Below are 14,820 nucleotides of genomic sequence, written 5' to 3' on the forward strand. Positions count from 1 at the left end.
TTTATAATAGGCTTTGTTAAAATTGTCCCGTTGATTTCTTTCAGACACGAGAACTGGCATGCGTTTTGGAAGCCTAACGGCGCTTCTACCGTATGAGTCTTGTTATTTCCTCTCTAATCAACGCGTGTGAGCATTAGCATAGCTTTATTATAAAAGTCTCTATTATTCAGTTCCTTCGAATGAGCGAACAAATAAGAAGAGCATGTGACATTTTTGTCACATGCCTGTTATGCTGACAAATTCGTTACGCTTCGGGAAGTGCAGTGTAAATGTCGCACCCTTTCCTGGCTGAGACTCCGCCAGTATATGGATCTTCAAAGGTTCTGCTGCTTTTTTCGCCAAATATAAGCCCATTCCAGTAGCAGCTTTGTCCTGATGGTTTACTGTTGAAGTAAAGCCTTTTTCAAATATACGCGGCAAATCCTTTGGATCTATGCCCCGGCCAAAATCCTGGACCTGGAGAACCGTTTGTCCGTTACGTTTAAAACTCGAAATCATGATTTCTGAGTGTTCACTGTATTTAACAGCGTTGGTCAAAATCTGCCGAATGACAAAACTGATCCATTTTGAATCGGTAAGAACTTCGGTTTCTTCTAATTCAACCTCGAATCCAACTCCTTTTTGCATACACCAGGATTGCAGAGATTTAATTTCGCTGAAAATGATTTCTTCTAAATTTATTTTTTCAATGTATAAATCATTCTCCATGAAAGGAATGCGTTTTCGATGAAGCTGCTGATCGAGAAGGAGGTGGATGCGGAGCCATTCATAGGTTAATGCAGACTTTAGTGTCTGGTCCTCCAGCCGGTCAATCATAAGGTGCATTGCTGTCATCGGGGTTTTGACCTCATGGATCCAGGACAGCAAGTCATCTTTTTCCTGCTCAAGCATCGTGCGGTTTTGAGTAATTTCCTGCTTAAACCGTTCAGTTTGACTTAGTAAGCTGCTTTCAACAATCTCTTCAAAAGGGCTTCCAGCTTCAGGGATGCTCGTTACATCCAAATTATTTTCCCGATCCTCCATCGTTTTATAAAATTTCGTTTCTTTTTGATACCGTAAAAGAAAGAAGATGATAAAAATCAGCAGCGATAAAAAGCTGTAATAAAGAAAGGGACGCAATGAAATGGCAGCGTCAATATACACGATAAAAGCTCCAAGAACCTGCAAAAACAAAAAGAGAAGAATCCAGCTCAGCCGTTCTCTGACATATCTGCTATACATGGGAGGTATCCTCTTCACCCGCCATATAGCCCTGTCCGACCTTCGTTTCGATCCTGCTGCCGAGTCCAATTTCATCAAGCTTTTTTCGCAGACGGTTCACATTTACCGTTAGTGTATTATCACTGATAAATCGCTTGTCATCCCAGAGGCTAATAATGATTTCGTCCCGGCTGACAATCTGGTTTTTACGCTCAATCAGCAATTTCAATATGTAAGTTTCATTTTTAGTCAATTCAATGCTGCCGGCTTCGTTTGTAACGGTGTTTTGATCAAAATCAACAGTCGCACCGCACCATGTCTTTAGCTTCACCTGGACCGCACTGTAATTATAAACGCGGCGAAGGATAGCCTGGATTTTCGCAATTAAGACATCAAAGTGAAAAGGCTTTTGTACAAAATCGTCAGCGCCAAGCTGCATAGACATCACCTGATCTGTCGGGTGATCACGTGATGACAGGAAGATGATCGGGACATTTGAATGAGATCGAATCATCCGGCACCAATGAAAACCATCAAATTTTGGCAGCTGAATATCAATAATGACTAAATCAGGATTTACGTCTGCAAACTCCTGCATAACCTTGCTGAAATCCTCGATTCCATAAACATCATAAGACCATTGCGACAGCCGGTCTTTAATCTCGTTAAAAAGGGAAGAATCATCCTCAATTAAAAGCAGTTTAAACAAAAAACTCACCACACTTTTGTTTGTTTCTAGGAATATTGTAAAGGAAAAGTTTGTTAATCGCTATAGTAGTGAGGGATTTTGGAGAAATGGAATGGCAGCAATGGACAGGTCCTTTTAAAATTGGCTATGTTAAATCGTTTTGTTGATTTTGGCAGCCTGTTGATTGGAGCTGAAGGAGAGAGATCCTCGGAAATGCATCCTTATTTCCTTCGTGCCGTGTTTTTTCAAGGAGTTTTATACAATTCCGTATTAGAAGAGCACTTGCTTATGATCTTTACACAAAAAAACTCTATACAAATGATTGTCGCGAGACTTGGAATTGAAGAAAAATCAGCTTCAAATTATTTGAAGCATTTAACCGAGGGTACTTCACTCCAAAATAGTACTTAAAGAGAAAATATTTTCTAGTATATAATTACAGATATAATCATGGACAAATGGGAAATACCTAGAACCACCATATCTTTATTAAAAAAGGTATGTTAGTTCTGGGTATTTTTCGTTCCAGGGGAGTTACTGTTTTGGAAGAAAAGAAAGTTTTTATAAGCTTGAGAAATTTATCCATTGCCACGTTAATCGGAGAAGGAGAATTTGACCACATATCCAGTATTAATGTATTGAGAATGCCATTTGAAAAAAAGTCATTATATTTAGCGGTATCATAAAGATAGCAATATTAATCCCTATATAAATATTGAATTAAAAAAGGGCAATTCAATATTCACTCGCACGAAATACTAGATAGCTTGTATTCTCAGTGGTATTCGGTCAAAAGAAAGTCTTTAGTTTGGTACTAGATCCGAATTTACTTACTCATTCAAAAGATGGAGTGAAGTGGATGGGGAAATTTATGCCGAAGTGGATGGTTATTTTTTATTATTAGTAAGTTATCATTTAGTTAAATTAGTTAAAAACGATCTATAAGTAAGTAGAGGTGTGCAGAATGAAAATTATGTTAGGTTTAGTGGGATTAATCTTAATTTTTGCTGTTGTTTCTACGTTGCTGCTGACTGGCAGATCAGACGAGAACTACGGTAGTTCGACTAGGAGAAATACAGCAAATTTAACTTTAATATATGTGGTGATTATATTCATTGCTCTCACTTCACTTGGAATCTATATTTGGCGGGCTTAATAAAAAGACTAGAGTGTAAGGGAGATGATGAGAAGTGACATGGGCTGTTTTAATTCCAATAATACTCGTTAGTTTATTAAAAATTGTTGTAACCTGTCTGCCAACGGGTACTGTCAATTGGTTACTCAGGAAATTTGAAACGCATTACAAGCTCAATGAGGAAAATGTTACGGTTACCTTTGGAGATAAGAAACTGGAAGGCGAAGAAAAAATAATGCTTATAAATCATTTTAACGATGGAATATTTATCAAGAAGCATTATATCCATCCTGGAAACGAGCAAAGCTACTTACACCCTGTGAACAGTGGAATTCCAATTGTAATTGACTATAAGAGGGGACGCCTGGATGTCATGCTATTCATCTACGCATACAATGACCGCATTGATGTGGTCAAACAGTACAAGAAAAAAGTCATCGCGTATAGTCTAATGTCGGAAAAACTCCAAAACAGTTTCCTGGCAGTACAAGCGAGTTAATGTCATAGAAAAAATAGAAAAAGACAGTCTTTGAAAGGCTGTCTTTTTCTGATGCAAAAAATTTAATTCTGAGAAGCAGCAAGGGCATCGGCAAATCGTTTGATTCCTTCATGAATGTTTTCTTCTTTTTCCCTGGCATATGTAAAACGGACAAAACCTTTCTCAGTTCCCATTGTGGTGCCAGGAACGTAGATGACTCCTCTCTTAATCGATTCTTCGAGCAATTGAATTTCATTGTAATCCTTCTTGATTCTGCACCATAGATGTATGCCGCCTTGAGGCACGTTATATTCAACTTGATCATGAAGAAGGGTCTGCAGACTTGTATCAATCTGCTTGCTACGACGATCTAATTGCTTAACTAAATGTTGAATATGTGATTCAAATTCTCTAGATTCAATAAAATCATTGGCAATCCATTGCGAATAGCTTCCATGTCCAAAATCGACCTGCTGCTTTGCATCCGACAATCTTTCAATGACAGATTTTGGCCCGATAATCCAGCCTATTCTTAGTCCTGAAGCAACGATTTTTGTCAGTGAGCTTATATATAAGACATTTCCATTTTGATCAAGGGATTTAAGGGTTTTCATTCTTTCACCTGCAAAAGAGGTTAAGCTATATGGATCATCCTCCACAATTGGAATGCCATATTCAGAAGACAATTCCAGTACTTTTCTTCGCTGGTTTTCCGGTAATAATGTACCCGTTGGATTTTGGAATATGGGATTTAAAAAGATCATTTTAATTTGGTGTTTTTTATATAATGCAGTGATATCGTTCGGATCGATTCCATCCTTACCTGTTTTTAAGTAATAGGTTTTGATTCCGGCAGATTTAAAGATGGGGAGGCTGTAATGATAGGATGGATCCTCGATCGCTACAGCATCACCCGGTTTTAGGAGACATTGAACCACAAGATGCAAGGCTTGCTGCGCACCGGAAGTAATCAAGATAGCAGAAGAGTCAATCTCAATGTCTCGAAATCTTTTTACATGGACAGCAAGAGTTTCTCTAAGAATTTCATTTCCTTGGGGATGGTCATATCCCAATGGGCCAATAAAGGTTCTGCTGGATGTTATTTCTCTTAGGGAAGATAAGGGAAAAAGATCTTGAGACAATTCCCCGCTGGCTAAATTAATCAGTTTGGTCGCGGCTAGTTCTTTATGGATTCTTTGTGTAACAGGCAAATTGGGCAAAAAGGAGCCCGCTTCAATATATCTGTTCCAACTCGGAATCCGTCTCTTTGCCAATCCCCAAATATCCTTGCTGATCGTTGTACCGCTTCCACGATTTCGTTCAATGATCCCATTGGACTCCAGTTCATCATATGCCGCAACAACCGTGCTTCTATTGATGTCAAACTGTTTTGCCAATCCTCTTTCAGAAGGAAGCGGCTTGTCCGGTGGAAAAGTGCCATCTGCAATCCCATTTTCAATATACAAGGCAAGCTGCTTATAAAGTGGTGTTTTCGACTTTCTGTCAGGTATCCAGTCCATTTGAAACAATCCTTTTGATAAAATAAATACCATTTTGGTTATTATATCATCCTTTCGTTAATCTATGGGACGAAGGGAGTTGTAGACTAGATATGATTGAAAAAAAGACTGCAGAGCTTTTTAAACTCTGCAGTCTTTTAAATATTGAATGATTCTTATTCGAGATTGGCATGCTTTCCATACATCTTAGTTGTATCCAACCCTTTTTTCTCCATGAATCTTAAGATAGTCGCATCATAAAAAAGGAGGAGGGTTTGCTCAAATAGTGAGCCCATAGGCTGTATCGTTTTATAATCGCCTTCCGATTGATCTTTAGGGGATCCAGGCAATTTAACTTTGATATCGGCTAATTGTCCAATTGTGGACTCAGGGAAAATTGTTACAGCTGCGATTGTTCCTCCAATATTTCTTGCTTTTTTCACCATGGAAATTAAGCTTTTCGTTTCACCTGAACCTGATCCGATAATTAATATGTCATCTTCCTCAAAGTTAGGTGTTACGGTTTCTCCTATTACATAGGCATCGATTCCCATATGCATCATTCGCATAGCAAATGATTTAGCCATAAATCCAGACCTGCCTGCGCCAGCAACAAAAACTTTCTTAGCTTCAAGAATTCCATTTACCAATTTTTCTGCTTCATCATCTGAAATGAAGTCAGCTGTCCGATTTAACTCTTTTAAGATCTCAGCTAAATACTTTTTCGTATTCATTAAAGAAATTACCCTTGCTTAATCATTTCTTGCATTGCGGCTACAGCGGCTTTTTTATCTGCTTGTCCAGTAATGCCTCCGCCCACAATGACAAGATCTGGCTGAACTTTCACCACTTCTGGCAATGTTTCTAATTTAATTCCTCCAGCAATGGCAGTTTTTGCATTTTTTACAACACTTTTAATGGTTTTCAGATCTTCAAAAGAATTTTGTCCCGCTGCTTGAAGGTCGTAGCCAGTGTGTACACAAATATAGTCTACACCCATCTCATCGACTTCTTTCGCACGTTCAGCAAGGTCTTTAACTGCAATCATATCAACAAGGATTTTTTTGCCTTGTTTTTTCGCTTCTTCCACAGCACCTTTGATAGACATGTCTTCTGCTGATCCAAGAATGGTAATGATATCAGCACCTGCCTCGGCGGCTTTCATTACTTCATAGCCAGCAGCATCCATGATTTTAAGGTCTGCCAAAACTTTTAGGTTAGGGAAAGCTTCTTTTACTGCTTTCACAGCATGAAGACCTTCATTAATGACTACTGGAGTACCGATTTCGACTACATCGATATGCTCCTCAACTTCCTTTACAAGCTCAATGGCTTCTGGAATATTTACTAAATCTAAAGCTAATTGTAATTCCATCTATATTCACTCCTGTTAATTTTTTTTTGTATTCAGCAGTTTAAAACCTAATACGGCTAGATTTTTTATCCTAATTGGGTATTACTAGTATTACAGCTTGAATCAGGTGTTTGCTGCTGAACAATTGCTAGTATATTACGTATGACATTATATTAAAAGTACGCACTTTTATTTTACATAGTGACTAAAAGTATACTATTGGTTATAATTAGGTCTGGAGGTGGTTTCAATATGTCACGAATGCAGGATAAAGTATTTAACTGTGAAAAAGAATTAACCCTTTCGGTTATCGGCGGTAAATGGAAAATGCTGATATTATGGCATTTAGGCAAAGAAGGAACAAAACGATTTGGTGAATTAAAAGCTCTAATGCCCGGGATTACGCAAAGGATGCTTGTTAACCAATTAAGAGAATTAGAAGAAGATTTAATTGTTAAACGAGAAGTCTATCCAGTCGTTCCTCCGAAAGTGGAATATTCTCTGACTGAACAAGGAAGAACTTTGATGCCTATCCTGGATGCCATGTATAAATGGGGTAAGGATTATATGGAGACGGTCGTGGAAAGTTCTCCTGCAACGAATGAATCAATTAAATAATAAATAAATGAAAAGACTTATATGGATCTGTTAAGCCAGGGTAAATACTTCTCCCTGGCTTTTTTGTATTAAAAGAGGAACGTATCATACTTATTACTTAGTATACTTTTTATCACTATATAATTTTTAGGGCACTAATTAAATAAAAAGTGCGTACTTTCAATTGATGTTTGTAGGTTATATACTAGCTTCTGTTGCTGTAAATGAATGCAAAAATGATCAAAGGCCTTTTGACTGGGGCATTCAAATATTAACTAATTTGAAAGGGTGAAGAGTTTGTCAGGTTTACAGGCCAAGCATCATAAGGTTTGCATAAAATGTATGTCATTTTCTTCTAATTATGATGTATGTCAAAAATGCGGAAATACGAATTTGATGGACCTCAAAATCACAGTAAAAGCCGGATTAAATAAAAAAACGGCAAAGACAGGGGCTGGCTAGTAATAAGTCAGCCAAAAAAAGCTCAATGGGGAGGAAGAAAGTATGGATACAATGACATTTGTCTTGTTTGGCGCAACAGGGGATCTAGCTAAAAGAAAAATATTTCCTGCATTTTATAATTTGTTTTTGGATCAAAAATTGCCAGATACCATTTCTATCATAGGTGCTGGAAGAGGCAATATGTCCGATAGTGCTTTCCAGCATTATGTGGAAGAGGCAATAATTACATTTTCAAGACGCTCAATTTTGGACTGCAGCAGCCTAAGAAAATTTATAGAATCCATCCGTTATTGTTCATTAGACGCTGTGAACACCAAAGATTATAAAGTGCTGCTCCAAATGGTTAAACAGCGTGAAGAAGAATTGAATATACCGGAAAATCGCATGTTCTACCTATCCGTTGCTCCAGAGTTTTTTAATGTAATAGCATCGAATATTAAAGTCAGCGGGTTAGGCTCTGCAAAGGGATGGAAACGGCTGATCATCGAAAAACCGTTTGGACATGACTTGAAATCGGCACAAATGTTAAATGAAAAACTATGCAAATCTTTTGAAGAAAAGGAAATTTATCGCATTGACCATTATCTAGGCAAACCAATGGTTCAAAATCTGGAAGCTTTAGGATTTGCCAATCCAGTCCTTCAATCTTTATGGAATCATCAATATATTGCGAATGTCCAAATTACTGCCAGTGAAACAATAGGGGTAGAAGATAGAGCTGGTTATTATGACCAAGCAGGAGCGCTCCGAGATATGTTTCAAAATCATATGTTTCAGCTGCTGATGATGACTGCGATGCAGATACCTAAAAACATTAGTGCAGAAGGCATTCGTTATGAAAAAAAGAATGTAATGGAAGCTCTTCGGCCGTTAAAGAAAGAAAATATAAAAACCAATGTGATTCGCGGACAATATGGTCCAGGGGAAATACACGGTGAACCAGTGCTAGGGTATTTAGATGAGCCTGGAGTTGAAGCGTCATCGGCAACTGATACCTTTGTCGCGGCACGATTATGGATTGATAATGATTCTTGGAGTGGTGTACCTTTTTATATCCGTACAGGAAAAAGAATGAGAGAAAAATCTACAAGAATAGTAATTGAATTTAAAAATCCTTTAAAGGATAGGTATGGAACTCAAAGAGAAGGAACTGCTCCAAATCTATTAGTGATTGAAATCAATCCGAACGAAAGTGTTTCACTACAATTTAATAGTAAAAACCCTTTAAATAATGGAAGGATTGAACCGGTTTATGCAGATTTTTCAGCTAAAAGGGAAAATATACCAGAAGCTTATGAGATCCTGCTTTATGATGCAATGCGAGGTGAATCCACCTTTTTTGCGCATTGGAATGAAGTAGAAATGTCCTGGAAATGGGTTCAGTCTATTTTAGAAGCAATTGAAGAAAACTTAGTTCCTCTTCATGATTATCCATCAGGTTCAATGGGGCCGGAATCTTCTCATCAATTATTAGCTGAAGATGGTTTTAAATGGTGGTAAGAAGCAACAAATCTAAGGTTTAAAAGTGTAAAATATTTACTAATTTGGGGGTAATATTTATGAAAGTCGGTTTGATTGGTCTAGGTAAAATGGGATTAAACTTAGGCAAGAATTTAATTGACCAAAAACATGAAGTGGCAGCCTTCGACTTAAACAAGGATGCAGTTGAAAAAATGAAGAATTATGGAGTACAAGGCGCTGCCAACTTGAAAGAACTGGCTACATCCTTAGAAAAACCTAGAATTTTATGGGTTATGGTGCCTCATAAAGTGGTGGATTCAGTGATTGATGAAATAATACCATTTTTGGACAAGGGTGATATTGTGATTGAAGCTGGCAATTCTCACTATAAAGAATCCATTTGCCGTTACAGCAAGCTAAAGCAACTTGGCATAAGCTTTATGGACGTAGGAACTTCCGGCGGTATGGAAGGCGCCCGCAACGGTGCATGCTACATGATTGGCGGGGACCCTGAAGCGTGGGAGGTTGTTGAGCCTCTATTTAAGGATACAGCTGTAGACAATGGTTATCTCTATGCAGGAAAAGCAGGCAGCGGTCATTTCTTGAAAATGGTCCACAATGGGATTGAATATGGAATGATGGCAGCAATCGGGGAAGGTTTTGAAATTATCGAGAAAAGTGAGTTCAATTTTGATTACGAAAAGGTAGCAAAAGTATGGAATAACGGATCTGTTATTCGTTCATGGCTCATGGAATTAACAGAACGGGCCTTTTCAAAAGATGCCAACCTGGATGAAATCAAAGGAATCATGCATTCTTCCGGCGAAGGCAAATGGACCGTTGAAACCGCTCTGGATTTGCAGGCTGCCACACCGGTCATAGCCATGTCACTGCTGATGCGATACCGTTCATTAGACAATGATACTTTTACTGGTAAAGTGGTAGCTGCCCTCCGCAACGAATTTGGCGGACATGCAGTGGAAAATAACTAGCTCTATGTTAAAAAAATTCTTACAAATAAAGGGGTGAACTTTATGAATGTATTAGATTCAAAAATCATTTATACCCAATACGGTATAGAAACCTATATGGATATGGTGGGAAAAGTGGAGATAAAAGATATCCGCTATCCTTCAGAGGCAGCTCCATTTTATGAAATAACGGTCGGAGTAGAATATTTTCTTATGATAGTGAAAAGAATTATTTTAAGATCCGAATGAATTCAAACTTAAATTTGATTTCACTTATGGAAACAGAAACTGAAAGCTTGTTCGCTGTGAAAAATGAATTTGAGAGAGAGGCAACAAAGGAACTAGTCGGTGAATGGCTGATCAAAACAAATGCTTTTAGACTAGCCATAAAGAATCTGATAGAAGAAAAGAAAATGGAGAACGTTCATACTGAAGAAGACATTCAAAAGGTACTGGGAACGGTAAGATATTTGGAGAAAATACTTAATATCCAAACAAAAGATATTTTAAGGGCTAAGTTTGTAAGAGAACTCAAAATGTGTTGTTAGATAGAATACCCTTTACATCATTTACTCAGAGAATAATTTGAAGTGAAACACTCTGGAAGGAAGTCCAGAGTGTTTCTTTGTATTTATTAACTCTTAAATCAGACTAGGAAAAATTAGCGGTGGCATTGGAACTAGTTAAACGTCTTGGAACAGATCATATTGATTTGACCTTCTGCGATGGAAAGGAATTGTTCATTGGCATAACCATTGAAGAAACCTTCATACTTTAAGTAGTTCAGTTCAGCATCTTACTTATTTTATAATATAGCGCTGACAGGGGAGAAAATATTATACATTTTTGGAGGCTATGACGATACAGCTTTCATGGAAGGGTACATTAAGAATCATTTAATAAGGATTTAATGCCTTTAAAATAATTTATTCATAAATAAATATTGACTTACTAAACTGTAAATATTAATATTACAGTATGCTCGGTACCAATAAAGCTAACTAAATATAAAGTATTTGGTCATTGTTAAACTAATTTCAAACCTTAACTGTAATATTTTGGTTACATTCTAACAGTGTTAACCTATTGGGATAAAACCCATTATTACAATATATAAGCAGCATGAAAATAAATGAAGGAGTGAAAAATATGGTAAATTTATATTTAACATCAAGCTGCGGTTCCTGCCGAAAAGCAAGGGCCTGGCTGGAGGAACATCAAATTGATTATATTGAAAGAAACATTTTAACGGACCCGCTTACAGTGGATGAGATTAAATCGATCTTACGTCTTACGGAAAATGGCACAGAGGAGATCATTTCAACTAAGTCTAAAGCTTTTAAGGAGCTGAACGTAAATATTGACTCCCTGCCGCTCAAGGAATTGTATAAGTTAATAATGGAAAACCCGCAAATGCTGCGCAGGCCAATTATCCAGGACGAAAAGAGATTACAGGTTGGCTTTAACGAGGAAGAAATCCGAAGTTTCCTTCCACGTAAATTTCGTACCTTTTCATTTAATGAATTACAAAACTTGGCCAATTAAGAAATACAGATAGCTTCAGGTTCGATTTCTTGACAAGAAAATCTGTAACATCTAGTATTACAGTACGTACTTAAACTTAGGATTAGTTGTCATCAGCTATCAACTCTAGGAGGCAGGCCATGAAGAGCGACTTTACTCTTGCCATTCACAGTTTAACTTATCTTGCGCTGCAGCCGGATCGCATGTCTACAAGCGATGCTATATCAGGAAGTGCAGGTGTCCATGCAGTCCGGATTCGTAAAGTCCTGAGTTTGTTAAAAAAACATGGATTTATTAAATCAAAAGAAGGTCTGGGCGGCGGATTTATATTTGCCAGGGATTTAAGTGAGGTGAATCTCTGGGATATCTATATGATAACCTCTGAAGGCGCACTTCAGCCTAAATGTCCTGAATCAAATGAACAGTGTGTTGTTGGCGCGAATATGCAAAGGGTTTTATTTAACATTTTTATAGGTGCCGAAGAACATCTTGGGGAATATTTAAAGAAGTTTACCCTTAAGGATGTAGTTGAGCTTATATACGAAGAAAAATGAAGGAAGGCATGGCTTTCCGTTTAGCTAAAATGTAATAAAATTTATTACAGTTTTAAACTGTCGTGTGATGAACGTTATTCTACTAATAAGAAGGTGAAAACGATGATGTCCAGAGATAATTCTATCTTAAAAACAGGTGATTGGATTAAAGGGAAATCACCGGATGGGGAGTTAATAATCGGTTACATTGAGAGAATTGATATTCTGGAAGAGACCGTAAAGACAAAAGTCATTAGCAGTGATAATAAAACAATTGAAGGAAAAATAATTCCCATGTTGAGCAAACAGGTCAAAAAAATGCCTGTTTCAAAAGTGGCAAACAAGGAACAAGTTCATTATCTAATTGACTTGGCGCTTGCATCAGGGGATGAAGAGTGGTTCTTTGAGCTAACTTTCAAACTAAACAAGATGAGGGAGCTAGTAAATGCAGCAAAATAATAGCAGGGGGAATAAAAAATGAAAATGCTAGTAACAGGAGCAACAGGAAAATTAGGAACAAAAGTAGTGGAGACTTTATTAAAAACTGTCCCAGCAAACCAATTGTCTGTCAGTGTACGCAACCCGGAAAAAGCAGAAGGATTACGAGCTCGTGGAGTGGAAGTCCGCCAAGGTGATTTTGACCGTCCAGAGACACTGGATCATGCTTTTTCAGGCATCGATCGATTATTAATTATTTCTGCAGACGGGGACAATGAAACAAGGATTCGCCAGCATACAAATGCGGTAGCGGCAGCTGAACGTGCTGGCGTTAAATTTATTGCTTATACCAGCATTGCGAACGCAAGAGAAAGCAAAAACTTCCTTGCTCCAACTCATAAGGCAACAGAAGAAGCCATCTTAAAGACAGGCATTCCATACTCCTTCTTACGAAACAATTGGTATTTGGAGAATGAAATTCCGAGCATTCAAGGTGTACTAGCGGGAGCTCCATGGGTAACTTCTGCTCAAACTGGCAAAGTAGGCTGGGCACTTCAGCAAGATTATGCAGAAGCTGCAGCAGCGGTATTATCAGGCAGCGGACACGAAAATTCTGTTTACGAGCTTTCTGGCAAACTATTGACACAAGAAGAATTAGCATCTGCACTGGGTGCTGTGTTGGGGAAAGGGGTACCTGTTAAGCATGTTGATGATGCAGCTTATGCTGAGATGATGAAGGGTGCAGGAGTACCGGATTTCCTTATTCCAATGCTTGTTGACATACAAAAAGACATTCGGGAAGGCACCCTGGAAAGTGAAAGCAATGATTTCGCAAAGCTTCTTTGTCGTCCAGCAGCATCCATTCAAGAAGGGTTAATTCAAATTGTTAATAGCATCTCATCAAAATAATGCTGAAACCCTTAAAGCCGACCTTTTCAATATAGAAAGGGTTGCTTTAATTTTAACAAAAATTGAGATCTGGTTAGGAAAACAGAGGGGTATCTAATTCAAAATGTTTATTTGAAATGAAAACTTATCATAAAACTTTGTACTTAAACTAACAGGTCCGTGGCTACCCTGGACTAGCTTTCATCTAGTTTGTGAAAGCTCTCCATCTTTGTGATCATATACGCCAAAAGATATAGTAAGAAAAAAATAATAAAGTCATAAAGAGTTGACCACTTTTTGGGATTATAGAAGTCAATTGCATTGAAGAAATTCATTCCGCCAAAAGCAGCGATTGCCGAGAATATGACACCTTTCAGCAGGGAGTTCATTTTGGGCAACAATTGTAAAGCGAACATGACTCCAACGGGTGCTAAAGAGAAGTGGTAGGGCAAGAATAAAAAGAGAGCTAACGGAACCATTACTACAGGATAACACCACATTCCCATTGATAAGGCAGCAAGGTCTATAGTAAGCGATAATATTATCGTCAATAAGCCGCCTAAAAGAAGACGTCCGCTGCTTTAAAGTTTCGAGTAAAAGAAACAAGCGGCAGGGATTATCTCGTGGGCGGGCTGTCCGGAACCTTGACGACCAGCATCGGGATGCCGGGACCTCCGCTGCTTCTTTATTTTTCCGGAACGGACACACAAAAAGAAAAGCTTCGCGGAACAACATTGGCATTCTACTTACTTATCTATTCGATGAGCCTAATGGTTCAAATTTATTTTGCAGGAACCAATAAAACGATTTGGATTTCCAGCGGTTTGGCCTTGCCATTAGTGCTTTTGGGCCTGTTTACCGGGCAGCTGTTATTTGCTAAAATAAATCAGCGTTTTTTCAGGATTTTCACTTACATACTATTATTAATTACCGGGATTTATCTGTTTGCTGAAAGTTTATAATATAGGAGGACATAAAATGGAAGCGGAAATGCAAGCATATTTTAACGACCTGCATTCCGAGGATAAAAATGCCCAATATGAAGCGTTCAATCAAATTATGATGGCTGCTAAGGAAAAAGTGGACTGGGCTTATGAAGTTTGGGATGGATTAAAGGATGACCTTACACATAGAGACAATCACCGCCGTGCCAGAGCCGGGCAATTTCTCAGTTATTTGGCCATCAGTGATCCCGAGAAAAGGATGTTAAAAGATTTTCCTGCCGTCTGGGAAGTGACAAAAGATAAGAAATTTGTCACCGCGAGACACACGCTTCAGGCCATTTGGAGAATAGCCCTTGCTGGACCTGAACAAAAAGAGATGGTTTTACAGCACATCTCGGACCGCTTTATACATGGCGCAGATGAAAAAAATTACACCTTGATTCGCTTTGACATGATTCAAGGGCTGCGGAACTTTTATGATGAAACGAAGGAAGAAGACGTAAGGCAGATTGCACTTGATTTAATTGAAAAGGAAGAGGACCCGAAATATAAAAAGAAATATGCCGGTGTTTGGAAAAACGCGTAAAGAAACCTGCCCTTACAACACATAAAAGACCGGGCACCCACTAGACTAACCTAGATAAATGA

19 protein-coding genes and 1 pseudogene are annotated in these 14,820 nt (G+C 38.2%); 14 read left to right on the forward strand and 6 right to left on the reverse strand.

What is annotated here, in order from left to right; all coding sequences use genetic code 11:
• Positions 1-216: 216 nt before the first annotated feature.
• Positions 217-1,221 (reverse strand): sensor histidine kinase, encoded by a 1,005-nt coding sequence (locus J7I93_RS00625; protein WP_214722499.1) that lies wholly within the window; start codon positions 1,219-1,221, stop codon positions 217-219.
• On the reverse strand, positions 1,214-1,909 hold the full coding sequence (locus tag J7I93_RS00630; protein ID WP_214722500.1) for a response regulator transcription factor: 696 nt from the start codon (positions 1,907-1,909) through the stop codon (positions 1,214-1,216). Before J7I93_RS00630 ends, J7I93_RS00625 begins: the two co-directional genes overlap by 8 nt.
• A 78-nt stretch (positions 1,910-1,987) precedes the next feature.
• Here J7I93_RS00630 and J7I93_RS00635 point away from each other — a divergent pair, with 78 nt between their 5' ends.
• The 3 genes from J7I93_RS00635 to J7I93_RS00645 all read left to right on the forward strand — a co-directional run bounded on the left by J7I93_RS00635 (position 1,988) and on the right by J7I93_RS00645 (position 3,522).
• Positions 1,988-2,299 (forward strand): hypothetical protein, encoded by a 312-nt coding sequence (locus J7I93_RS00635; protein ID WP_214722501.1) that lies wholly within the window; start codon positions 1,988-1,990, stop codon positions 2,297-2,299.
• A 131-nt stretch (positions 2,300-2,430) separates the two neighbouring features.
• Positions 2,431-2,574: a hypothetical protein gene (locus tag J7I93_RS00640; protein WP_214722502.1), complete on the forward strand. Its 144-nt coding sequence runs from the start codon at positions 2,431-2,433 to the stop codon at positions 2,572-2,574.
• Positions 2,575-3,078: 504 nt separating this feature from the next.
• A complete protein-coding gene (locus J7I93_RS00645) occupies positions 3,079-3,522 on the forward strand; it encodes a YfmQ family protein (protein WP_214722503.1) in 444 nt (147 codons plus the stop codon).
• Between the two features lie 62 nt (positions 3,523-3,584).
• Here J7I93_RS00645 and J7I93_RS00650 read toward each other — a convergent pair whose 3' ends face one another.
• From J7I93_RS00650 to hxlA, 3 genes are all read right to left on the reverse strand, one after another.
• Positions 3,585-5,021, reverse strand: a complete 1,437-nt coding sequence (locus tag J7I93_RS00650; protein ID WP_214722504.1) for an aminotransferase-like domain-containing protein — start codon at positions 5,019-5,021, stop codon at positions 3,585-3,587.
• A 155-nt stretch (positions 5,022-5,176) separates the two neighbouring features.
• Positions 5,177-5,734 carry a 6-phospho-3-hexuloisomerase gene (gene hxlB, locus J7I93_RS00655; RefSeq protein WP_214722505.1) on the reverse strand — a complete coding sequence of 186 codons (558 nt, stop codon included), beginning with the start codon at positions 5,732-5,734 and terminating at the stop codon, positions 5,177-5,179.
• Positions 5,735-5,742: 8 nt separating this feature from the next.
• The gene (gene hxlA, locus J7I93_RS00660; protein ID WP_214722506.1) at positions 5,743-6,375 is read right to left on the reverse strand and encodes a 3-hexulose-6-phosphate synthase; all 633 of its coding nucleotides are present in this window, start codon (positions 6,373-6,375) and stop codon (positions 5,743-5,745) included.
• A 231-nt stretch (positions 6,376-6,606) separates the two neighbouring features.
• Between hxlA and hxlR the strand changes: the two genes are divergently transcribed.
• The 9 genes from hxlR (at position 6,607) to J7I93_RS00700 (ending at position 13,249) form a co-directional block, all read left to right on the forward strand.
• Positions 6,607-6,972 carry a transcriptional activator HxlR gene (gene hxlR, locus J7I93_RS00665; protein ID WP_214722507.1) on the forward strand — a complete coding sequence of 122 codons (366 nt, stop codon included), beginning with the start codon at positions 6,607-6,609 and terminating at the stop codon, positions 6,970-6,972.
• A gap of 483 nt (positions 6,973-7,455) precedes the next feature.
• A complete protein-coding gene (zwf, locus tag J7I93_RS00670) occupies positions 7,456-8,913 on the forward strand; it encodes a glucose-6-phosphate dehydrogenase (protein WP_214722508.1) in 1,458 nt (485 codons plus the stop codon).
• Positions 8,914-8,972: 59 nt separating this feature from the next.
• Positions 8,973-9,866, forward strand: a complete 894-nt coding sequence (gnd, locus tag J7I93_RS00675; protein WP_214722509.1) for a phosphogluconate dehydrogenase (NAD(+)-dependent, decarboxylating) — start codon at positions 8,973-8,975, stop codon at positions 9,864-9,866.
• A 42-nt stretch (positions 9,867-9,908) separates the two neighbouring features.
• A complete protein-coding gene (locus tag J7I93_RS25010) occupies positions 9,909-10,094 on the forward strand; it encodes a hypothetical protein (RefSeq protein ID WP_214987774.1) in 186 nt (61 codons plus the stop codon).
• 26 nt (positions 10,095-10,120) lie between these two features.
• Positions 10,121-10,393: a hypothetical protein gene (locus tag J7I93_RS25015; protein ID WP_214987776.1), complete on the forward strand. Its 273-nt coding sequence runs from the start codon at positions 10,121-10,123 to the stop codon at positions 10,391-10,393.
• Between the two features lie 601 nt (positions 10,394-10,994).
• On the forward strand, positions 10,995-11,390 hold the full coding sequence (gene spxA, locus J7I93_RS00685) for a transcriptional regulator SpxA (protein ID WP_214722510.1): 396 nt from the start codon (positions 10,995-10,997) through the stop codon (positions 11,388-11,390).
• A 119-nt stretch (positions 11,391-11,509) separates the two neighbouring features.
• Complete coding sequence (locus J7I93_RS00690) at positions 11,510-11,923, forward strand: RrF2 family transcriptional regulator (RefSeq protein WP_214722511.1); 414 nt, start codon at positions 11,510-11,512, stop codon at positions 11,921-11,923.
• 102 nt (positions 11,924-12,025) lie between these two features.
• Positions 12,026-12,361 (forward strand): IDEAL domain-containing protein, encoded by a 336-nt coding sequence (locus J7I93_RS00695; protein ID WP_214722512.1) that lies wholly within the window; start codon positions 12,026-12,028, stop codon positions 12,359-12,361.
• An 18-nt stretch (positions 12,362-12,379) separates the two neighbouring features.
• Entirely contained in the window at positions 12,380-13,249 is an 870-nt protein-coding gene (locus J7I93_RS00700) for an SDR family oxidoreductase (RefSeq protein WP_214722513.1), read from the forward strand.
• 173 nt (positions 13,250-13,422) lie between these two features.
• Here the strand turns inward: J7I93_RS00700 and J7I93_RS25310 are convergent, their stop codons facing one another.
• Positions 13,423-13,779 (reverse strand): CBO0543 family protein, encoded by a 357-nt coding sequence (locus J7I93_RS25310; RefSeq protein ID WP_285289048.1) that lies wholly within the window; start codon positions 13,777-13,779, stop codon positions 13,423-13,425.
• A 51-nt stretch (positions 13,780-13,830) separates the two neighbouring features.
• Between J7I93_RS25310 and J7I93_RS00705 the strand changes: the two are divergent.
• Positions 13,831-14,190: pseudogene (locus J7I93_RS00705) on the forward strand (sulfite exporter TauE/SafE family protein); the annotation flags it as partial.
• Positions 14,191-14,206: 16 nt separating this feature from the next.
• Positions 14,207-14,758 (forward strand): hypothetical protein, encoded by a 552-nt coding sequence (locus tag J7I93_RS00710; protein WP_214722514.1) that lies wholly within the window; start codon positions 14,207-14,209, stop codon positions 14,756-14,758.
• The last annotated feature ends 62 nt before the right edge of the window (positions 14,759-14,820 follow it).

This window comes from Bacillus sp. ISL-47 (genome assembly GCF_018613175.1).
In the GTDB taxonomy this organism is placed as follows: Bacteria; Bacillota; Bacilli; order Bacillales; family Cytobacillaceae; genus Cytobacillus.